The 19,181-nt window shown below is 68.2% G+C and carries 14 protein-coding genes and 1 pseudogene; 9 read left to right on the top strand and 6 right to left on the bottom strand.

The genetic code is table 11. From position 1 onward, the window contains the following. Positions 1-108 precede the first annotated feature (108 nt). Both purS and purQ read left to right on the top strand, forming a co-directional pair. Positions 109-357 (top strand): annotated as a pseudogene (gene purS, locus AAEX57_RS02870) (phosphoribosylformylglycinamidine synthase subunit PurS); the annotation flags it as partial. Beyond that, the gene (gene purQ, locus AAEX57_RS02875) at positions 357-1,034 is read left to right on the top strand and encodes a phosphoribosylformylglycinamidine synthase subunit PurQ (protein WP_342090764.1); all 678 of its coding nucleotides are present in this window, start codon (positions 357-359) and stop codon (positions 1,032-1,034) included. The pseudogene purS and the gene purQ, both read left to right, overlap by 1 nt. A gap of 156 nt (positions 1,035-1,190) precedes the next feature. Here the strand turns inward: purQ and AAEX57_RS02880 are convergent, their stop codons facing one another. Together AAEX57_RS02880 and AAEX57_RS02885 are read right to left on the bottom strand one after the other, a co-directional pair. Next, a complete protein-coding gene (locus tag AAEX57_RS02880; RefSeq protein WP_342097742.1) occupies positions 1,191-3,245 on the bottom strand; it encodes a PhoX family protein in 2,055 nt (684 codons plus the stop codon). 191 nt (positions 3,246-3,436) lie between these two features. Continuing rightward, on the bottom strand, positions 3,437-4,369 hold the full coding sequence (locus tag AAEX57_RS02885; RefSeq protein WP_342090766.1) for an N-acetylglucosamine kinase: 933 nt from the start codon (positions 4,367-4,369) through the stop codon (positions 3,437-3,439). A 430-nt stretch (positions 4,370-4,799) separates the two neighbouring features. Here AAEX57_RS02885 and pepN point away from each other — a divergent pair, with 430 nt between their 5' ends. After that, a complete protein-coding gene (gene pepN / locus AAEX57_RS02890; protein ID WP_342090767.1) occupies positions 4,800-7,370 on the top strand; it encodes an aminopeptidase N in 2,571 nt (856 codons plus the stop codon). A gap of 212 nt (positions 7,371-7,582) precedes the next feature. Further along, on the top strand, positions 7,583-9,841 hold the full coding sequence (gene purL, locus AAEX57_RS02895) for a phosphoribosylformylglycinamidine synthase subunit PurL (RefSeq protein WP_342090768.1): 2,259 nt from the start codon (positions 7,583-7,585) through the stop codon (positions 9,839-9,841). A gap of 61 nt (positions 9,842-9,902) precedes the next feature. On the opposite strand, the gene AAEX57_RS02900 is transcribed toward purL, so the two are convergent. Both AAEX57_RS02900 and AAEX57_RS02905 read right to left on the bottom strand, forming a co-directional pair. Further along, positions 9,903-10,850 carry a hypothetical protein gene (locus AAEX57_RS02900; RefSeq protein WP_342090769.1) on the bottom strand — a complete coding sequence of 316 codons (948 nt, stop codon included), beginning with the start codon at positions 10,848-10,850 and terminating at the stop codon, positions 9,903-9,905. A gap of 204 nt (positions 10,851-11,054) precedes the next feature. Beyond that, complete coding sequence (locus AAEX57_RS02905; RefSeq protein WP_342090770.1) at positions 11,055-12,284, bottom strand: amino acid aminotransferase; 1,230 nt, start codon at positions 12,282-12,284, stop codon at positions 11,055-11,057. A gap of 101 nt (positions 12,285-12,385) precedes the next feature. On the opposite strand from AAEX57_RS02905, the gene AAEX57_RS02910 reads away from it, so the two are divergent. Together AAEX57_RS02910 and AAEX57_RS02915 are read left to right on the top strand one after the other, a co-directional pair. Then, the gene (locus AAEX57_RS02910) at positions 12,386-13,831 is read left to right on the top strand and encodes an amidase (RefSeq protein WP_342090771.1); all 1,446 of its coding nucleotides are present in this window, start codon (positions 12,386-12,388) and stop codon (positions 13,829-13,831) included. Positions 13,832-13,840: 9 nt separating this feature from the next. Beyond that, complete coding sequence (locus tag AAEX57_RS02915; protein WP_342090772.1) at positions 13,841-15,184, top strand: dipeptidase; 1,344 nt, start codon at positions 13,841-13,843, stop codon at positions 15,182-15,184. A gap of 79 nt (positions 15,185-15,263) precedes the next feature. On the opposite strand, the gene AAEX57_RS02920 is transcribed toward AAEX57_RS02915, so the two are convergent. Beyond that, positions 15,264-15,680: a type II toxin-antitoxin system VapC family toxin gene (locus AAEX57_RS02920; RefSeq protein WP_342090773.1), complete on the bottom strand. Its 417-nt coding sequence runs from the start codon at positions 15,678-15,680 to the stop codon at positions 15,264-15,266. Continuing rightward, a complete protein-coding gene (locus AAEX57_RS02925) occupies positions 15,661-15,915 on the bottom strand; it encodes a type II toxin-antitoxin system Phd/YefM family antitoxin (RefSeq protein WP_342090774.1) in 255 nt (84 codons plus the stop codon). Before AAEX57_RS02925 ends, AAEX57_RS02920 begins: the two co-directional genes overlap by 20 nt. Positions 15,916-16,009: 94 nt before the next feature. On the opposite strand from AAEX57_RS02925, the gene AAEX57_RS02930 reads away from it, so the two are divergent. The 3 genes from AAEX57_RS02930 to purM all read left to right on the top strand — a co-directional run bounded on the left by AAEX57_RS02930 (position 16,010) and on the right by purM (position 19,070). Continuing rightward, entirely contained in the window at positions 16,010-16,408 is a 399-nt protein-coding gene (locus AAEX57_RS02930; protein ID WP_342090775.1) for a DnaJ family domain-containing protein, read from the top strand. Positions 16,409-16,515: 107 nt separating this feature from the next. Further along, the gene (purF, locus tag AAEX57_RS02935) at positions 16,516-18,006 is read left to right on the top strand and encodes an amidophosphoribosyltransferase (protein WP_342090776.1); all 1,491 of its coding nucleotides are present in this window, start codon (positions 16,516-16,518) and stop codon (positions 18,004-18,006) included. Further along, the gene (gene purM, locus AAEX57_RS02940) at positions 18,003-19,070 is read left to right on the top strand and encodes a phosphoribosylformylglycinamidine cyclo-ligase (RefSeq protein WP_342090809.1); all 1,068 of its coding nucleotides are present in this window, start codon (positions 18,003-18,005) and stop codon (positions 19,068-19,070) included. The genes purF and purM overlap by 4 nt, the downstream gene beginning before the upstream one ends. Positions 19,071-19,181 lie beyond the last annotated feature (111 nt).

A 19,181-nucleotide genomic window follows, 5' to 3' on the forward strand; every position in this document is an offset into this window, starting at 1 on the left:
CAACACTGCCCGTCGACGATCTCACCCCGTCGACGGACAGGGCGGGTGGTGGTCTTCTGGCCACTGGTGCGGCGACGACTGGGCCGCGACGCACGATAGGATCGCGGCATGGCCCGTGTAGTCGTCGATGTGATGCCCAAGCCCGAGATCCTTGACCCGCAGGGCAAGGCCGTGACCGGTGCGCTGAACCGCCTTGGATACACCGGATTCACGGTGCGCCAGGGCAAGCGCTTCGAGATCGAGGTGGACGGTGAACTCACCGACGCCCGGCTCGACCAGATCCGTGATGCTGCAGAGAAGCTGCTGGCCAATACCGTGATCGAGCAGTTCGACGTGCACGTCGAGGGCCAGCACTGATGGCCAAGATCGGTGTGGTGACCTTCCCCGGGTCGCTGGATGACCACGACGCGATCCGCGCCCTGGAGATCGCCGGGGCCACGCCCGTGCCGCTGTGGCACGCGTCGGATTCCCTGCAGGGGGTCGACGCCGTGGTGCTGCCCGGTGGCTTCAGCTACGGCGACTACCTGCGCTGCGGCGCGATCGCCCGGTTCAGCCCGGTGATGGATTCCGTGGTCGAGGCCGCCAACAAGGGCATGCCGACGCTGGGCATCTGCAATGGCTTCCAGGTGTTGTGCGAGAGCCACCTGCTGCCCGGCGCGATGATCCGCAACGAGCAGCGGCACTTCGTCTGCAAGGATCAGCGCCTGCGGGTGGAGACCAATGACACCACCTGGACCTGCGACTTCGCCCCGGGTGAGGAGATCACCATCGTCCTGAAGAATGGCGAGGGCAACTACCAGGCCAGCCCTGAGACGCTGAAGATGCTGGAGGACAACAACCAGGTGGTCTTCCGCTACATCGACGGCAATCCCAATGGCTCCAACCATGACATCGCCGGCATCACCAATGAGCGCGGCAATGTCGTCGGCCTGATGCCGCACCCCGAGCACAACATGGAGGAGCTCACCGGCCCCAGTCTGGATGGCCGCAAGTTCTTCAGCTCGGTGTTGCGCTTCCTGGAGTCTCGAGCCTGATCCCAGATCTCGGGCCTCGACAGGCTCGGCCATCGTGCGTGCGTTTGCTGGGCAAGGTTCTCACCACGGTCCCCGAGCTTGTCGAGGAGCCGTTGGACGATGAGAAGGGCGCCCGGACCGATTGGTCCGGGCGCCTCTCAGTTTGTCAGCGCGGTGTCACCGACGGCCGCGCCCGCGACGGGGGTTCTTGTACACCTGCACCACGGCGGGCCGGGGCAGGGTGTTGTTGTAGTCCGGGAAGTAGCTGTTCGGCTTCTCCCACGTGCCGTCCTCGCCCGGGTGCTGGACGGAGACGAAGACCGAGCGGTCCTGGTCACGGATGATCGGGCCGCAGGTCTCTGCGTCGCGCGGGACGGAGAGGAACTGCTGCACCCGGCCGCGGTCATTGCCGCTCAGGGTCACCTTGAACAGGCCGTCGTTGTAGCCGATGCCGTCCGGGGCGCCGTCGGTGGAGATCCACAGGTTGCCCACCGAGTCGAAGGCCAGGTTGTCCGGGCAGGAGATCGGCGAGACGTGCTCGCGCGGGTAGCCCGCGAAGTAGGTGTTCTCGTCGGTGGCCGGATCGCCGCAGACGAGCAGCAGGCTCCAGGCGAAGCGGGTGGAGGACTGGCTGCCCAGCTCGTCGATCTCGATCACATGGCCGTCGCGGTTCTGGGTGCGCGGATTGGCCTCGTTGGCGCCCTCCTTGCCTTCCTTGCCGCGATCGGAGTTGTTGGTGCAGGCGACGTAGACGCGGCCGGTCTTCAGCGAGGGCTCGACGTCCTCGCAGCGGTCCATCTTGGTGGCGCCCAGCTTGTCGGCGGCGATGCGGGTGAAGACCAACACCTCCTCGACGCTCATGCCCTCGACCATGGAGCGGCCATTCTCCACCAGCGGCAGCCAACGGCCGGTGCCGTCGAACTCACCGTCGGACAGCGGGGTGGCCTTGCCGTCGATCTCCTCGACGGGGGAGTTGCCGGTGAACTTGGCGACGTAAAGATCGCCCTCCTCCAGCAGGGTCATGTTGTGGCGACGATCGTTCTTGCGGTACTTGCGCTTGGAGACGAACTTGTACAGGTAGTCGAACTTCTCGTCGTCACCGGAGTAGGCCACCACGTGACCGTCCTCGCCGATGATGACATTGGCGCCCTCGTGCTTGAAGCGACCCATCGAGGTGTGCTTGCGGGGGGCGGCCTTCGGGTCGAAGGGGTCCACCTCCACGATCCAGCCGAAGCGGTTGCTCTCGTTCTCGAAGCCCTCGTTGCGGGTGTCGAAGCGCGGGTCGGAGTGCTCCCAGCCACGCACGGTCTCCTTGTTGGTGATGCCGTAGCGCTTGTCCGTGGGGGTCTCGCCAGTGCCGACGAAGTAGGAGTGGTAGTTCTCCTCGCCGGAGAGCAGGGTGCCCCACGGCGTCAGGCCGCCGGAGCAGTTGCCCAGGGTGCCCAGCACCTTGGTGCCCGACGGATCGGCCTTGGTCTTCAGCAGGTCGGAACCCGCGGCGGGGCCGGTGACCCGGTAGGGGGTGTCGATCACGATGCGGCGGTTCAGCTTGCCACCCTGCACGTACTTGTAGGGCGAGTTGGAGTTCTTGCGCTCCAGCTCCACCACGGTCAGGCCGTGGTTGATCATGCCCACCTCGCGCTGCTGCTCGATCGACATGCTCGGCGGGAACATGATGTTCTCGTTGGTGTACTCGTGGTTCACGAACATCACCGCGCGACGGCCCTCGCTGCCGGGGATCTCGATGATCTCGGTGTAGTCGTTGTTGTAGCCGAACTGCTTGCGGGCGGCCTTGGCGGTCTGCTTCTTCGGGTCGAAGGCAGGCGAGTCGGCGAACAGCGGGTCGCCCCAGCGGATGATCGGCTTCCAGGTGTAGCCCTCGGGGACGTTGAACTCGTCCACCTTGAAGTCGACCGGGCTGATCGCGTCGAAGGTCAGCGGGGTGCGCTTGGGGGCCTTGCCACCGCCGCGGCGAGCGGCCAGGGCGTTCTCGCCCAGGGGGGCGGCGGCGGCGTCGAACTGCGAGGCGCCGAACAGGGCGACCGCACCGGCGGTGCCGCCCAGGACGGCGCGGCGGGAGACGGCGGCCGACGCGATGTCACGGAAGTAGTCGTTGGAGGTGGTGTTGCACACCTCGCCGAGGCACTGGTTGTCACACTTGAGCTGGCAGGTCACGGCGGAGCGCTTGCCGCGCACATGGCCGATCATGGGCAGGAGCCGCTTGGAATCCATGGTCTGTACCTTTCGGGTCGGCCCGCGAGGGGGGCCGGGTTCAGTGGGGACGCAAGTGTGAGCAAAGCAGGCTCGGATGGACATTCATGGGCTCATAGTTGAACGATTCATGAACGTGTTCTCAGGTACGCTCAGGATTCCGTTTCCCGGTGGCGGGTGCAGATTCCCGGATCCCGAAGGGAATCGCCTCCTCAGGCGCGGCGGATCCGGCTGGCCAGGGCAGCGTCGGGGCCCACCTCGGGCAGCAGGCCGGCGCCATCCAAACCGGTACCTTGGGGCTCCACCAGTCGGGCGCCCGGGTGCTGGCCCAGCACGGCGTCGCGGAAGCTGGCCATCACCTCCGGGCAGGTGAAGACCTTGCCGACGGTGCTCACCAGCGGATCGGACCGCTCCGCCTGGCCCACCCGCTGCAGTCCGGCGCAGGCACTCAGCGCCAGCTCCTGCCCGGCCCCAGTGAGGATGGCGCGGCAGACCTCGTCGCCCTGCGCGGCCAGCTCCGCGGTGGTGCGAGACCAGGCGGCGATCCGGCTCACCCGGTGCTCGTCGCCCTGCAAGATCATGTAGGCGCCCTCCAGATCTCCGAACTCCTGCTGGGCAAGGGGAGTGAGCGCGGTGGCGGGGCCGCGGCCGTCGTGCGCGCGCATCACCGCATCCAGCGCCGCCCGGCCAATCCAGTAGCCCGAACCGGCGTCACCGATCAGGTTTCCCCAGCCGTCCACCCGGGCCACGTCGTGCTCACCGACGGCCAGCGTCACGACGCCAGTGCCGGCCGCCACCACCACGCCGGGCACATTGCCCAGCGCGCCCAGATAGCTGGTGATCGAATCGTGCGCCAGCCGCACCTGACCGAATCCGCCGTCACGGACCAGCTCCAGCAAGGCGTCGGCCTGCATGTCGTCGGTCAGGCCCGAGGAGCCCACGGCCAGGATGTCCGCCGGTCGCGGCGCGTCGGCGACGGCCTCCAGCGCGATCCGGGCCAGCTGCGGCAGCACCGGCCGATCGGTCAGCACCCCGTCGAAGTCCTTGCTGGCCAGCACCTGGCCGCCGTGCAGCAGCTGCGTGCGGACCCCGGTCTGGCCGGCGTCCATGGCCAGCACGGCGAGCATTTCGGTCGTAGTGGACATCGTCGTCATACGCCCCAGACTAGGGGAGAAGAGGGTGGCCTGACCCACCGGGGGACGGGTCGGTCAGTTGTGCTGAGCACCAGGCGGGCCTCGCGGTCAACCTACCGGCCCGACCTGGAAGCTTCTGGCTGGAGTGGCCTGGGTCCGACCTGGCTCTAGGCACTGCTGGTCTGTGCCACAAACCACATCCTGATTCGGACCCAATGCCATAGAGGCACTGGGTGCCATTCAGAATGCAGTTTGTGGCGCAAACCTGGCGAGCCTCGGGGCGGACCAGCTGCGGGCCGCCCTGCTAGGCGTACTGGTAGAGATCTGGGGTCAGCAGATCGCCCGATCCGGGCCGCAGCCGGGACATGATTGATCAGCGCTTCCCTAAGCGAAATCATGCGGTGCTTGCCAGAAATGACGGTGAGTGTGAGGCTTTGGTCCCGTGAGCACCGCAAACATCACTCGGGACGAGGCCAACGCCCGCAGCGCCGGCCTGCGCCTGGAGAGTTACCACACCACCGTCGACCTTCGCCGCGCGCCCGACCAGACGCAGCCGCGCTACCCGGTGCACACGGTCGTCGTGCTGGATGCCACCATCACCGAGACCTTCATGGACTTCCTGGACGGCGAGGTCCACCGGATCCTGGTCAACGGCGAATTGCAGCCTGTCAGCTACGACGGTGCGCGTTTCCCGCTCACCCTGCCCCTCGGCCGCGCCGTGGTGGAGGTCTTCGCCGAGGCCAGCTATTCACGCTCCGGCCAGGGCCTGCACCGCTTCCTGGACCCGGTGGACCAGCAGACCTACCTCTACACCCAGTTCGAGCCCGCCGACGCCCGCCGGGTCTTCCCCAACTTCGAGCAACCCGACCTGAAGGCCGCGCACCACATCACCGTGCTGGCGCCCGACGGCTGGCAGGTGCGATCCAACCAGCCGCGCGTGGCCGGCGGCGCGATCAAGAACGACGACGGCCAGCTGGACGGTGTCCGGCACGCCTTCGGGCCCACTCCGCCCCTGTCCACCTATCTGACCTGCATCATCGCCGGGCCGTGGCATGAAGAGCGCTCCCGGTGGAGCTCCGGCGACGGGCTGGAGATCGAGCTGGGCGCCCTGTGCCGACACAGCCTGGTGGAGCATTTCGACGCCGACAAGGTCTTCGAGCTGACCCGGCAGGGGCTGGACTTCTACCATCGCGGCTTCGGATTCCCCTACCCCTGGGGCAAGTACGACCAGGTCTTCGTCCCCGAATACAACCTGGGCGCAATGGAGAATCCCGGCCTGGTCACCTTCACCGAGAGCTACATTCATCGCTCCGCCGCCACCCGTGCCCAGTACCAGGCCCGTGCCAACACGATCCTGCACGAGATGGCGCACATGTGGTTCGGTGACCTGGTCACCCCGGCCTGGTGGGACGACCTGTGGCTGAAGGAATCCTTCGCGGAATTCATGGGCGCCCACGTCAGTGAGCAAGCCACCGAGTTCACCGACGCCTGGGTGGCCTTCGCCGGCCGCCGCAAGGCCTGGGCCTATGCCCAGGACCAGCTGCCGACCACCCATCCGATCGTCGCCGACATCGGTGACGTCGAGGCCGCCAAGCAGAACTTTGACGGCATCACCTATGCCAAGGGCGCCGCGGTGCTCAAGCAGTTGGTGGCCCATGTGGGCGTCGACGACTTCTTCGCCGGCTCCCGGGCCTATTTCCGGGCGCACGCCTTCGGCTCGGCCCGGTTGGCCGACCTGCTGGCCGCGTTGGAGGAGACCTCCGGGCGGGATCTGGCCGCATGGTCCGCTGCCTGGTTGCAGACCGCCGGTCCAGACACCTTGACCCCGCTGGTGGAGTTGGCGGACGGTCGGATCAACCGGCTCGGGGTGCGCCACGTCTCCGTCGATGCCCGGGATGGTGCACCCGTCGGGCGCCCGCACACCCTCAAGCTGGGGCTCTACCGGCTGGTCGATGGGGAACTGAGCCGCACCGAGACCTTCGCTTGTGAGCTGGACGGCAGCGCCGAGACCTGGCTGGAGCAGGCCGTCGGGCTGGAGGCGCCCGATCTGGTGCTGGTCAACGACGAAGACCTGACCTACGCCAAGGTCGAGCTGGACGAGGCCTCGCTGGCCACCGTTCGGGAACACCTGTCCCTGCTGGCTGATCCGCTGGCCCGAGCCCTGGTCTGGTCGGCGCTGTGGAACATGACCCGCGACGCCGCGCTGCCGGTGCGCGACTACGCCGACGCGGTGCTGCGGCACGGTGCCGCCGAGACCGACATCGCCACCCTGAGCAGTCTGCTGGCCAATCTGGAACTGGCGATCAACCGCTACCTGCCGTCGGCGGCCCGCGACGAGGTGGCCGGCCAGTCCGCCGAGAAGCTGTGGGAACTGTTGCAGTCAAGCGATCCCGGCAGCGACGCGCAGATCGTGCTGGCTCGCGCGGTGGCCCGCTTCGGGCTGCGGGTGGCGGGGCTGGGTGACCGGATCGCCGGTCTGCTGGACGCCTCGGTCGTCGTGCCGGGACTCGAGCTGGGCCCCGAACTGCGCTGGGCGCTGGCCCGCGCGCTGGCCGTCCACGGACTCTGGGGCGCGGCGGAACTGGACGCCGAACTGGAGCGCGACGCCAGTGCCGACGGCATCACCGCCCAGCGCGAGGCGCTGGCCTCCCGGCCCGATCCCGCCGTGAAGGCCGACGTCTGGCGGGAGCTGCACACCCCGCTGGCGCTCAGCAATGACCACGTCGACGCGCTGGTGGCGGGCTTCGCGACCCCTGGCCAGGAGGAGCTGGGGGCGTCGGCGTCGGCGGGTTACTTCGACGCGCTGACCGACGTCTGGGGTGGGCACGCCATCGAGATCGCGCAGCGGCTGGTCGGCGGGCTCTTCCCCTGTGGTCCCGACGCCGCCGAGCACGCCGAGGCGTGGCTGGCCGCCCATCTCGACGCCCCGGGGGCCCTGCGTCGCCTGGTGATCGAGGGTGCGGACAATGCCCGTCGGGCCCAGCGAGCGCAGGAATTCAACGCCCGGCCTTGATCTGTGGGTGCCTGGGTTTCTGGGCCTCGACAAGTGCGGCCATCGTGGCTGGCTTCGGGTCCGGGTTTCACCATGGTCCCCGAGGCGCGAACTCCACCGCGGTCCCCGAGCCCGTCGAGTACCCACAGCCAGGAGCACAACCGGGCAGCCCAGGTCACCGCGTCCTCTGGTTTCGCGTCGCCCCGGAGCGTCGCACCAGATAGATTGTCTGCGTGGCCGACACCGTAGAAAATGCCGTCAACACTCCCGACGTCCAGCAGCCGTGGGCTGAGCTGGGGCTGAAGCAGGACGAGTACGACTCGATCCGCCAGATCCTCGGCAGGCGCCCCACCGGCGCCGAGCTGGCGATGTACTCGGTGATGTGGAGCGAGCACTGCTCGTACAAGTCCTCCAAGGTGCACCTGAAGCGTTTCAGCGTGCTGGAGCAGACCACCCCGCGTGGGCCGCTGCTGGCCGGTATCGGTGACAATGCCGGCGCGGTGGACATCGGCCAGGGCTACGCCGTCACCTTCAAGGCGGAGAGCCACAACCACCCGTCCTATGTGGAGCCCTACCAGGGCGCCGCGACCGGCGTCGGTGGCATCGTCCGCGACATCCTGGCCATGGGCGCCCGCCCGATCGGTGTGATGGATCCGCTGCGCTTCGGCCCGCTGGATGCCCCCGACACCAAGCGCGTGCTGCCCGGCATCGTCGCCGGCGTCGGCGGCTACGGCAACTGCCTGGGCCTGCCGAACATCGGCGGCGAGGTGGTCTTCGACAAGACCTACTACGGAAACCCGCTGGTCAATGCCCTGTGTGTCGGCCTGATGAAGCACGAGGACCTCAAGCGCGCCCAGGCCACGGGTGCGGGCAACAAGGTGATCATGTACGGCGCGGCCACCGGCGGCGACGGCATCGGCGGCGCCTCGATCCTGGCGTCGGAGACCTTCGAGGCCGACGGCCCGGTCAAGCGCCCCAGCGTGCAGGTGGGCGACCCCTTCATGGAGAAGCTGCTGATCGAGTGCACCCTGGAGCTCTTCCAGGCCGACGTGATCAACGGCCTGCAGGATTTCGGCGCCGCGGGCATCTCGTGCGCCACCAGCGAGCTGGCCAGCGCCGGCTCCGGCGGCATGAATGTGGAGCTCGACGTGGTGCCGCTGCGCGACCCGTCGCTCAGCCCCGAAGAGATCCTGATGAGCGAATCCCAGGAACGCATGATGGCCGTGGTGGAACCCGGCAAGGTCGAGAAGTTCATGGAGATCTGCGCCAAGTGGGATGTGCTGGCGACTGTCGTAGGCGAGGTCACCGACGGGGACCGGCTGATCATCACCTGGCACGGCGAGACCATCGTCGACGTCGACCCGAAGACCGTCGCCCACGACGGCCCCACCTACAACCGGCCCATCGCCCGTCCGGACTGGATCGACGCGGTCAACGCCGATGACGCGAATGCACTGGAGCGGGCCACCACCGGCGAGGAACTGGCCGCGACGCTGAAGAAGATGGTTGCCAGCCCGAACCTGTGCGACAAGTCCTGGGTGACCAGCCAGTACGACCGCTACGTGCGCGGCAACTCCGTGCTGGCCCAGCCCGAGGATTCCGGCATGCTGCGGATCGACGAGAAGACCAACCTGGGCATCAGCCTGGCCACCGACTGCAATGGCCGCTTCGCCTACCTCAACCCCTACCAGGGCGCGCAGCTGGCGTTGTGCGAGAGCTACCGCAATGTGGCCGTCGGCGGCGCCGAACCCGTCGCCATCACCGACTGCCTGAACTTCGGCTCCCCGGAGGATCCCGAGGTGATGTGGCAGTTCCAGGAGGCCATCAAGGGCCTGGTGGACGGTTGCCAGGAGCTCGGCACCCCGGTCACCGGCGGCAATGTCAGCTTCTACAACCAGACCGACGGCACCAACATCCTGCCCACCCCGGTGGTCGGCATGTTGGGTGTGATCGACGACGTGACCAAGCGCATCCCGATGGGCTTCGCCCATGAGGGCGACGGCGTGTTCCTGCTCGGGACCACCAAGGAGGAGATGGGTGGCTCGGTCTGGGCCCAGGTGATGCACGACGACCACCTGGGCGGCCAGCCTCCGGCCGTCGACTTCGCCGCCGAGAAGGCCCTGGCCGCGGTGATGATCGCCGCCAGCAAGGAAGGCCTGCTGACCAGCGCGCATGACCTGGCCGACGGCGGTCTGGCCCAGGCCCTGGTGGAATCCAGCCTGCGCATGAACCTGGGCGTCGCGCTGACCCTGCCCGAGGGCGATCCGTGCGTGCAGCTGTTCAGCGAGTCCGCCGCCCGGGCGATCGTCAGCCTCCCCGCCGATTCCCTGCCCCGTTTCCAGGCGCTGTGCACCGAGCACAACCTGCCCTGGTTCCGGCTGGGCGAGGTCACCGGCGTTCCCGAGCTGGAGGTTCAGGGCCAGTTCACCGTCGGCCTGGACGAGCTGCGGGCGGCCTGGGCGGCCACGATCCCGTCGGTGATGAACGCCTGATCCCACCGAAAGTAAGAGTGTGGATGGTTACCACCGTCGACGGTGGTAACCATCCACATTTTCATGTGGGCCAGAGGTCCGACCCCAGACAGTGGGGACAAGGATGGGCCTGTGTGGGTTGCCCGGTCATCTGTAGCATCTGATTGACCTGTGAGGCCACCTCGCACGGGCGACGCCAGCAGTCGTCGTGGCCATAGCGCAGGGTGGGGAGCCCCTCCAGCATGGATTCGTTGTCTCGCTCCATGTCCCGGAAGGTGGAGCGGGAATCCGCATGCCCCAGCCGCCCGTCCAACTCCACGATGGCGCTGTCATAGAGCAGGTCGTGGCGCTTGTACTTGCGCCGATACTGCCGCCGACCCCGTGGCAACCCGTGCGGTTGCTCAACCGCAACGGCGTAGCGGTGTTCCAAGGTGGATTCCAGACCCTCCGCATCGTGCAGCAGATTCGTGAGCAGCTGGCGCGTTCGAGCGCCTCCCGCCAGCCAGGGACGTCTGTCGAGTTCCTTCTGGAGCCGCCCGGCGGTGGTGAGCCGTTTTCGCAGCGCCTCGGTGACCCATTCCACTGCCCTCTCTGGCTCGGCGGCGCAGAGATCCAGCACTGTCCAGTCGACGGGGGAGACCGGAAGCAGTGCTCGCGACGTGGGGAGATGCCGCCGACGAACGTGACGACATCCCGGTGCCGGGATTCGGCGCCGGTCGAAGGGCACCAGTACGACGAGGTCGTCGGTGGGCTCGGGGCAGATGCCATGCCGATGCCCAGCAGCGTGTTCGCCGAGCATCGCTCCATCGCCGGCGGCCAGGACCCCGGCCCAGGCGCGCCCGGTGAAGCCCAGGGCGTCGGGATTGTCGGTGTAGATCCCGCTGCTCAGCCGCCGCCACCGGCCCGAGTCCACCAGCCGCTGGACACACCGATCTGGCAGGAAGATCATCGCCTGTCCGCGGCTGATGACTCCTTCCTGAGCGCGCAACAGTCCGGTGAGTGGGTCGGGGATGTCGATGCGGCGATGCATGTAGCCACTGTTACCCGTGGTTCGCTCTTGGGCGATCGCCCAGTAGAAACTGTGGACAACTCTTGGGTGCTGCGTGGCCTGTGGAAAACCCACGTAGGGGTGCCCGGAAAGAAAGTGCGGATGGTTACCACCGTCGACGGTGGTAACCATCCGCACTTTTGTGGTCAGACCTAAAGGTGAACGCTCAAACCGGACCCGAGTGGGTCAGATCACGTCGGCGATGGCTTCACACACGTAGTCGATGTTGGAGTCGTTGAGGGCGGCGACGCAGATCCGCCCCTTGTCGGTGCCGTAGACGCCCCACTTCTCGCGCAGCTGCACCATCTGCTCCTTGGAGAGCCCGGAGTAGCTGAACATGCCCACCTGCTCGGCGATGAAGCCCATGTCCTTCTTCCCACTGGCGGCGGTGACACCGGCGGCGGCCAGACCGTCGACCAGCTTGCGGCGCATCTCCTTGATCCGGTTGCGCATCGCGCCCAGCTCCTCGATCCACTGGGCACGCAGCGCCTCGTCGGCCAGCACGGTGGCCACCACGGTGGCGCCGTGGGTGGGGGAGGAGGAAACCATGGTGCGGATCAGGATCTTGAGCTGGCTGAGCACCCGGGCGGCCTCGTCGGCGTCGGTGCAGGTGACCTGCAGGGCGCCCACCCGCTCCCCGTAGAGGCTCATGTTCTTGGCGAAGCTGACCGTGTTGACGACGGGCTTCCCGGTGGCGACGAACTTCTGGATCGCCCGGACGTCCTCCTCGGGGCCGTCGGCGAAGCCCTGGTAGGCCATGTCCACGAGCGGGATCAGTTCCGCGTCGGTGACCACCTGCACCACCTGGTCCCACTGCTCGTCGGTCAGGTCGTAACCGGTGGGGTTGTGGCAACAGGCGTGCAGCACCACGACGGTGCCCTTGGCGGCGGCGCGGAGGTCTTCCAGCATGCCGTCGAAGTCGATTCCGTCCCGGTCGGTGGCCTTGTAACGGTAGGTGTCCACCTGGTAGCCGCAGCGGGTGAAGACGGCCTGGTGGTTCTCCCACGACGGGTCGCTCAGCAGCAGGGTGCCGTTGGACAGCGGACGCAGGAAGTCGCCGCCAACCCGCAGCGCGCCGGTGCCGGACAGGGTCTGCACGGTGACCAGGCGGTTCTCGGCGATCTCGGCAGCATCGGCACCGTGCACCAGCTTGGCGACCTCCGTGGTGAAGGCCTTCAGGCCGTCGATCGGCAGGTAGCCGCGGGGCTTGGGGTCGGTGCCCATCTGCTGCTCGACGGTGCGCACACAGTCCAGCACCGGCAGCTTGCCGTTGGCGTCCTGGTAGACGCCCACGCCCAGGTTCACCTTCTTGGGGTTCGGATCGGCCAGGTAGGCCTCGGTGAGGCCCAGGATCGGGTCGCGGGGCGCCATTTCGACGGCAGAGAAGACACTCATGGTCTTGGCCTTTCGGGTCACGGACGATTGGCACCATCCTTCCATGCAAGACGCCCCGATGGGCAGGGGTCCGCGCGGGACGATGCATCGCGGCCGGCCCGGGTTGTGGCAGAGTTCCCGGCATGACATCGCCGTCGGGAACCCAGCTGCACGAACTCTCCGCGCTGGAGGTGGCCGACGCGATCCGGGCCGGGGAAGTGACGGCGCTGGAGGTCACCGTCGACAGTCTGGAGCGGGCCGAGAAGCTGGGCGCGACGGTGGGCGCCTTCACCCATCTGGCCCACCAGCGGGCCCTGACCACCGCCGCCAGCCTGGACGCCAACCCCAGCCTGGCAAAGGGATCGCGGCTTCGCGGAGTGCCCTGCCCGATCAAGGACCTGAGCATGGTGCGCGGGCTGCCCCTCCGCGCCGGATCGGCTGCGCTGGACGGTGACCCGGCGCCGGTGGACGACGGCATTGTGACCCTGCTGGCCGGCGCCGGCACGGTGATGACCGGCAAGACCAGCACCCCGGAATTCGGGCTGCCCTGCTACACCGAACCGGAGGGCCAGCCCGCCGCCCGCACCCCGTGGGACCTGAGCCGGGGCGCCGGGGGCTCATCCGGTGGCGCGGCGGCCGCGGTCAGCGCCGGGATCGTGCCGATCGCCCACGGTTCCGACGGCGGCGGCTCCATCCGGATTCCCGCGTCGTGCTGCGGGCTGGTGGGGCTGAAACCCAGCCGGGGAAGGGTTTCCCCGGGGCCGCACGGCGTCGACGGGGTGGCGCTGGCCAGCCACGGCGTGCTCACCCGCACCGTCCGCGACACCGCCGCCGGTCTGGACGTGCTGAGTGGCCGCTGGCCGGGCGACCAGTACCTGCTGCCCGAGACACCCGGCGGTTTCCTGCAGGCACTGGACACCCCGCCGCCCAGCCTGCGGATCGGCCTGCTGACCACGCCCAGCAATGTGGACACCACGGTGCATCCAGCCTGTCTGCGTGCCGCCGAACGCGCCGCCCGGCTGCTGGAGGAGTTGGGGCACCACGTCGAGCAGGCCCCGTCGCCCTATGCGCCGGAGCGTTGGGCCGCGTTCATTGATCTCTGGTCGGTGATGGCGCTCTCCGCGCCCGTTCCCGATGGGCGGGAGGGGCAGCTGCGCCCGCTGACCCGCTGGCTGCGGGGAAAGGGGCGCGAGGTGGCCGGAGTCGAGCACGCCCGGGCGTTGATGGAGACCCAACGGCTGACTCGCGAGGTGGCCACCACCTGGGCGGATTTCGACGTGGTCCTGACCCCGACGCTGGCCCAGCCGCCCGCCCTGGTCGGAGAGCTGCGGCACGACGATGATCCGGAGCGTGACTTCTGGCACCAGACCGCCTTCACCCCGTGGAGCAGCACCGCCAACCTGACCGGCCGCGCCTCGATCAGCCTGCCGCTGCATCGCGAGAGGATCGACGGCGTGGAGCTGCCGATCGGTGTGATGTTGACCGGGACGATGGGTGGCGACGAGATATTGCTTCGTCTGGCAGCCCAACTGGAAGCCGCCGATCCCTGGCCCCGCACCCCCATTCCGCCGGCCGGTCAGGGTGGATAACATCGGCTCATGAGCCTTGATGAAGCCGCACTCCGTTCCGCCGTCGACGCCGTCCTTCCCCGGATGAGGGAAGACCTGGACAAGCTGATCCAGATCGAGTCGATCAGCTCCCTGCCGGAGAAGGCCGACGAGGTGCGCCGCAGCGCCGACACCGTCGCCGACATGCTGCGCGAACTGGGTTGCCCCGACGTGAAGGTGGTGCAGGAGGGCGGTCAGCCCGCCGTCATTGCCCACTTCCCGGCTCCGGAGGGTCAGCCGACGATCTGCCTCTACTCGCACCATGACGTGCAGCCCACGGGTGATGTGTCCCTGTGGAGCACTGAACCCTTCGAGCCCACCGAGCGCGACGGGCGTCTCTACGCCCGCGGCGCCAATGATGACAAGGCGGGTGTCGCGGTGCACCTGGCTGCGCTGCGTGCCTTCGACGGCAAGCCCCCGGTGGGCGTGACCCTGTTCATCGAGGGCGAGGAGGAGATCGGCTCCCCGAGCCTGGCCCGCCTGATCGAGAAGTACCACGACGAGCTGGTCAGCGATGTCTTCGTGATTTGTGACGCCACCAACTGGGAGGCCGGCCAGCCGTCCTTCACCACCACCCTGCGCGGCGTCTGCGACTGCGTGGTGGAGCTTCGCACTTTGGACCACGCGCTGCACTCCGGCGGCTTCGGCGGCGTCGTGCCCGACGCGCTGACCGCGATGTGCCGGCTGCTGGCCACCCTGCACGACGAGCAGGGCAATGTCGCCATCGAGGGGCTGAAGAGCGCCGACGCGCCCGCACTGGACTACCCGGAGGACCGGCTGCGCAAGGAGACCGGCGTGCTGGACGGTGTGCAGTGGATCGGCGACGGCTCCGCCGTCAGCCGGTTGTGGACCAAGCCGTCCTGCACCGTGTTGGCGATCGACTGCACCCGGGTGGCCGACGCCTCCAATACCCTGGCCCCGGTGGCCCGCGCCAAGGTGAGCGTGCGGGTGGCCCCCGGTGACAGCTCCGCCTCCGCCCTGGACGCCCTGGCCAAGCATCTGGAGAGCCACGCCCCGTGGGGCGCACGGGTCACCGTCACCAAGGGAGAGACCGGCGATCCCGGCGTCGTGCCCTTCGAAGGTCCGCTGGCGGAGCTGGCCCAGGGCGCCTTCCGCGACGCCTGGGAGGGTGTCGAGCCGGTGCAGGTGGGTTGTGGCGGCTCCATCCCGATGATCGCCGACTTCCAGCAGGCCTTCCCCACCTCGCAGGTGCTGGTCACCGCCGTCGCCGACCCCGACGGCCGTCCGCACGGCATCGACGAGTCACAGGACATCAACGACCTGGAGAAGGCCTGCCTGGCCGAGGCGCTGCTGCTGGCCCGTCTGGCCCGCTGACTCCAATTTTCCCGACGTGGATCTGGCCCCCGACTGGTGCCGGGTCCACGTCGCCTTTTGGTGACGATGGACCGACGGGTCACACCTCGACGATGTGGATCAGTTCTTCCAGACCGACGAAGTCATCCGGGTTGCGCGTGACCAGAACCAGGTCATTGGCGAGTGCCGTGGCGGCGATGAGCAGATCTGCGAACCGGCCGCGTGGGCGTCGTCCGATGGCCGTGACGGCGACATGGACCCGGGCGTAGGCACGCGCTTCCAGCACGCCGAAGGGGATCGGGTCGAAGGTGGCCTCGACATGTTGCAGTCGGAGCTGACGTCGTATTCGCTCGTCCTCATCCTGTGTGGCGGCCGGCCCGGCGCACAGTTCGGCCAGGGTGACGGCGGCGATGGTCACCTCGGCGGGGAGCGTGTCTGGTTCCAAGCGGTCGAGATCGATCAATGCCGAGGTGTCGAGCAGACCGCGCGAGGGCTTGTCAGGAACGATCGGGGACACCCTGATCCACCGCCTCATCCAGGTCGGCGCGCAGCTGTGCCCAGTCGACCGGCGGGGCACCCTTCATCAGGGCCACCGCGGTGCGAGCATCCACGAATCGACGTCGATGCAGCGGTCGCAGCTCCGCCACGGGCTGGCCATTGCTGGTCACCTCGAAATTCTTCCCCTCGGCCACGGCCCGCATGATCCGGCCACTCTCATTGCGTAGCTCGCGCTGGCTGATGCTCTCGGTCATGCCACCAGCGTAGCGCGGTGTGCTACAAGGCCTGGGGTGGTCCGGACCGCCACGGCCGGGACATGACTGATCAGCGCGTCCCTATCATGGGCACATGCCCGACGAACCGCTTGTCTTCGAGAGCTGGATTGACCGGCAGATCCGGGAGGCCACCGAGCGGGGCGAGTTCAACAACCTGCCCGGCCAGGGCAAGCCGCTGACGGACTTGGGGCGCCCCGGCGAGGACCCGGACTGGTGGGCCCGACGCAAGCTGGCCAAGGAAGACCTGGCCGGCGCCATGCCCGGGCCGTTGGCGGTGCGTCGGGAGAAGCAGGACATCCTGGAGACCTTGGCCGACGTGCGCGACGAGGCCACCGCCCGCGCCATCGTCGAGGACCTCAATGCCCGGATCAAACAGACGAACCTGACACCCATCGCCGGGCGCACCATCATCACCGGTCTGCTGGACGTGGAGCAGGTGTTGGAGCAGTGGTGCTCTGGTCGCGGCCACTAACCAGCTTGAGCGCCACCAGCGCCGCCATCAGGGCGGTCACTGCTCGTGCGGTTGCTGGCAGTGCCGCAGGGGGACGGTCCGTGTCTACCCGCGATAGGCTGACTGTCGTGCCACTTCGCCCCGATGGACTCCTCACCCATGAGCTCGACCCGCACGACCGAGGGCCGCAGGATGCCTGCGGCGTCTTCGGCGTCCACGCTCCCGGGCAGGAGGTGGCGAAGCTCACCTACTTCGGCCTGTTCGCGCTGCAGCACCGGGGCCAGGAGTCGGCCGGAATCGCCGTCAGCAATGGCAATCGGATCATGGTCTTCAAGGACATGGGCCTGGTCAGCCAGGTCTTCGACGAGCCGACGCTGAACACCCTGCAGGGCGGTCTGGCCGTCGGGCACACCCGGTACTCCACCACCGGCGCCAGCATCTGGGGCAATGCGCAGCCCACTCTGGCCGCCACTCGCGACGGTTCGCTGGCGCTGTGCCACAACGGCAACCTGACCAACACCGACGAGCTGGAGGCCCTGTTGGGCGAGCGGATCGGCGACGACAAGGTGCCGCACAAGAAGCGGATGGACTCCTCGTCGGACACCATGATCCTGTCCGCGTTGTTGGCCAGCTACGACGACTGCAACCTGGAGGAGGCGGCGCTGGAGGTGCTGCCCAAGCTGCGCGGCGCCTTCTGCCTGACCTTCATGGACGAGCAGACCCTCTACGCCGCGCGCGATCCTCAGGGCATCCGGCCGTTGGCGCTGGGGCAGCTGCCCGACGGCGCGGGCGTCGTGGTGGCCTCGGAGACCGCCGCGCTGGACATCGTCGGCGCCACCTTCCTGCGCGACGTCGAGCCGGGTGAGCTGGTCACCATCACCGCCGACGGCACCATCAGCTCGCAGCGTTTCGCCGAGGCCAAGCCGAAGCACTGCCTGTTCGAGTACGTCTACCTCTCCCGCCCCGACACCCTGCTGCAGGGCCGACGGATCCACAATGTGCGGGTCAAGATCGGCAAGCTGCTGGCCAAGGAATGCCCCGTCGAGGCGGACCTGGTGATCCCCACCCCGGAGTCCGGGATCCCCGCCGCCATTGGTTTCGCCGCCGGGTCCGGGATTCCCTACGGCCTGGGCCTGGTGCGCAATGCCTACGTCGGCCGCACCTTCATCCAGCCGTCGAACACGATGCGCCAGATGGGCATCCGGATGAAGCTCAACCCGCTGCCCGACGTCGTGGCGGGCAAGCGGATCGTGGTGGTTGACGACACCATCGTGCGCGGCAACACCCAGCGCCAGGTGGTGGCGATGTTGCGCCATGCCGGCGCCAAGGAGGTGCACGTGCGGATCTCCGCGCCGCCGGTGGAGTGGCCGTGCTTCTACGGCATCGACTTCGCCACCCGCGACGAGCTGATCGCCCCCGGGATGACCATCGACGAGATCGCCGAGTCGATCGGCGCCGACTCCCTGGGCCACATCTCCCTGGATGGGCTGATCAGGGCCACCCACGTCACGAAGGACAACCTCTGCCGCGCCTGCTTCGACGGCGAGTACCCGGTGGGCCCGCAGGACCTGCCCCTGGAAGACCTCAAGAATGCTCCCCTCAAGAAGAAGGAATGCTGATGAGTCAGTCCGCCTACGCCCGCGCCGGCGTCGACATCGAGGCCGGTGACCGCGCGGTCGAGCTGATGAAGGCGCACGTCGCCCGCACCAAGCGCCCCGAGGTGCTCGGTGGCCTGGGTGGCTTCGCCGGTTTCTTCGACGCGAGCGCCTTCAAGAACTACGAGCACCCGGTGCTGGCCACCTCCACCGACGGCGTCGGCACCAAGGTGGCCATCGCCCAGGCCATGGACACCCACGACACCATCGGCTTCGACCTGATGGGCATGCTGGTCGACGACCTGGTGGTCTGCGGCGCGGAGCCGCTCTTCGTCACCGACTACATCGCCTGCGGAAAGGTGGTTCCCGAGCGGATCGCGGACATCGTCAAGGGCATCGCCGCGGCCGCCGAGGTGGCGGGTTGCTCGCTGTTGGGCGGCGAGACCGCCGAACACCCCGGCCTGCTCGGCCCCGACGAGTATGACATCGCCGGCGCCACCACGGGCGTGGTCGAGAAGTCCAAGATCCTTGGCGCCGAGCGGATCGTCGTCGGTGATGTGGTGCTGGCCATGGCCAGCTCCGGCCTGCACTCCAACGGCTATTCGCTGGTGCGCCAGGTGCTGCTGAACGACGCCGGCTGGGCGCTGGACCGCGACGTCCCCGAGCTGGGCGGCACGCTCGGCGAGACCCTGCTGACCCCGACGAAGGTCTACGCGCTGGACGTGCTGGAGCTGATCAAGGCCACCGAGGTGCACGCCATGAGCCACATCACCGGCGGTGGCCTGGCCAACAACCTGGCCCGGGTGATCCCCGATCACCTCACCGTCACCCTGGAGCGCTCCTCCTGGACGCCGCCCGCCATCTTCCAGCTGGTGCAGCAGGTGGGCAAGGTCAGCCAGGCGGACATCGAGGCGACGCTGAACATGGGCGTCGGCATGGTGGCCGTCCTGCCGGAGGCCTCGTTGAACACCGCCCAGGCCGCCCTGGATGCCCGCGGAGTGAGCAACTGGGTTGTGGGCCGGGTCGCGGATGGAACGCCTGACCAGCCGCGGGTCAGCATGGTGGGTGAGCACCCGATCGCTGGCTGACCAGCACTCCCGAGACAACGGCAGCCGTCGAGGGCCCAGATCGCTGGGTCTTCGACGGCTGTGTCTTTTGGAAGCTCCCGACAAGTTCGGTAGCCTGTGTTTCACGAAAGT

Source organism: Luteococcus sp. H91 (genome assembly GCF_038433135.1).
Taxonomy (GTDB): domain Bacteria; phylum Actinomycetota; class Actinomycetes; order Propionibacteriales; family Propionibacteriaceae; genus Luteococcus.

What these genes read in the sequence shown, in the direction of transcription:
- AAEX57_RS02930 (WP_342090775.1), top strand. Translation starts at nt 16,010, where the DNA reads ATGCCCGACGAACCGCTTGTCTTCGAGAGCTGGATTGACCGGCAGATC.
- AAEX57_RS02885 (WP_342090766.1), bottom strand. Translation starts at nt 4,369, where the DNA reads ATGTCCACTACGACCGAAATGCTCGCCGTGCTGGCCATGGACGCCGGC.
- AAEX57_RS02880 (WP_342097742.1), bottom strand. Translation starts at nt 3,245, where the DNA reads ATGGATTCCAAGCGGCTCCTGCCCATGATCGGCCATGTGCGCGGCAAG.
- AAEX57_RS02915 (WP_342090772.1), top strand. Translation starts at nt 13,841, where the DNA reads ATGAGCCTTGATGAAGCCGCACTCCGTTCCGCCGTCGACGCCGTCCTT.
- purQ (WP_342090764.1), top strand. Translation starts at nt 357, where the DNA reads ATGGCCAAGATCGGTGTGGTGACCTTCCCCGGGTCGCTGGATGACCAC.
- AAEX57_RS02910 (WP_342090771.1), top strand. Translation starts at nt 12,386, where the DNA reads ATGACATCGCCGTCGGGAACCCAGCTGCACGAACTCTCCGCGCTGGAG.
- AAEX57_RS02900 (WP_342090769.1), bottom strand. Translation starts at nt 10,850, where the DNA reads ATGCATCGCCGCATCGACATCCCCGACCCACTCACCGGACTGTTGCGC.
- AAEX57_RS02925 (WP_342090774.1), bottom strand. Translation starts at nt 15,915, where the DNA reads ATGACCGAGAGCATCAGCCAGCGCGAGCTACGCAATGAGAGTGGCCGG.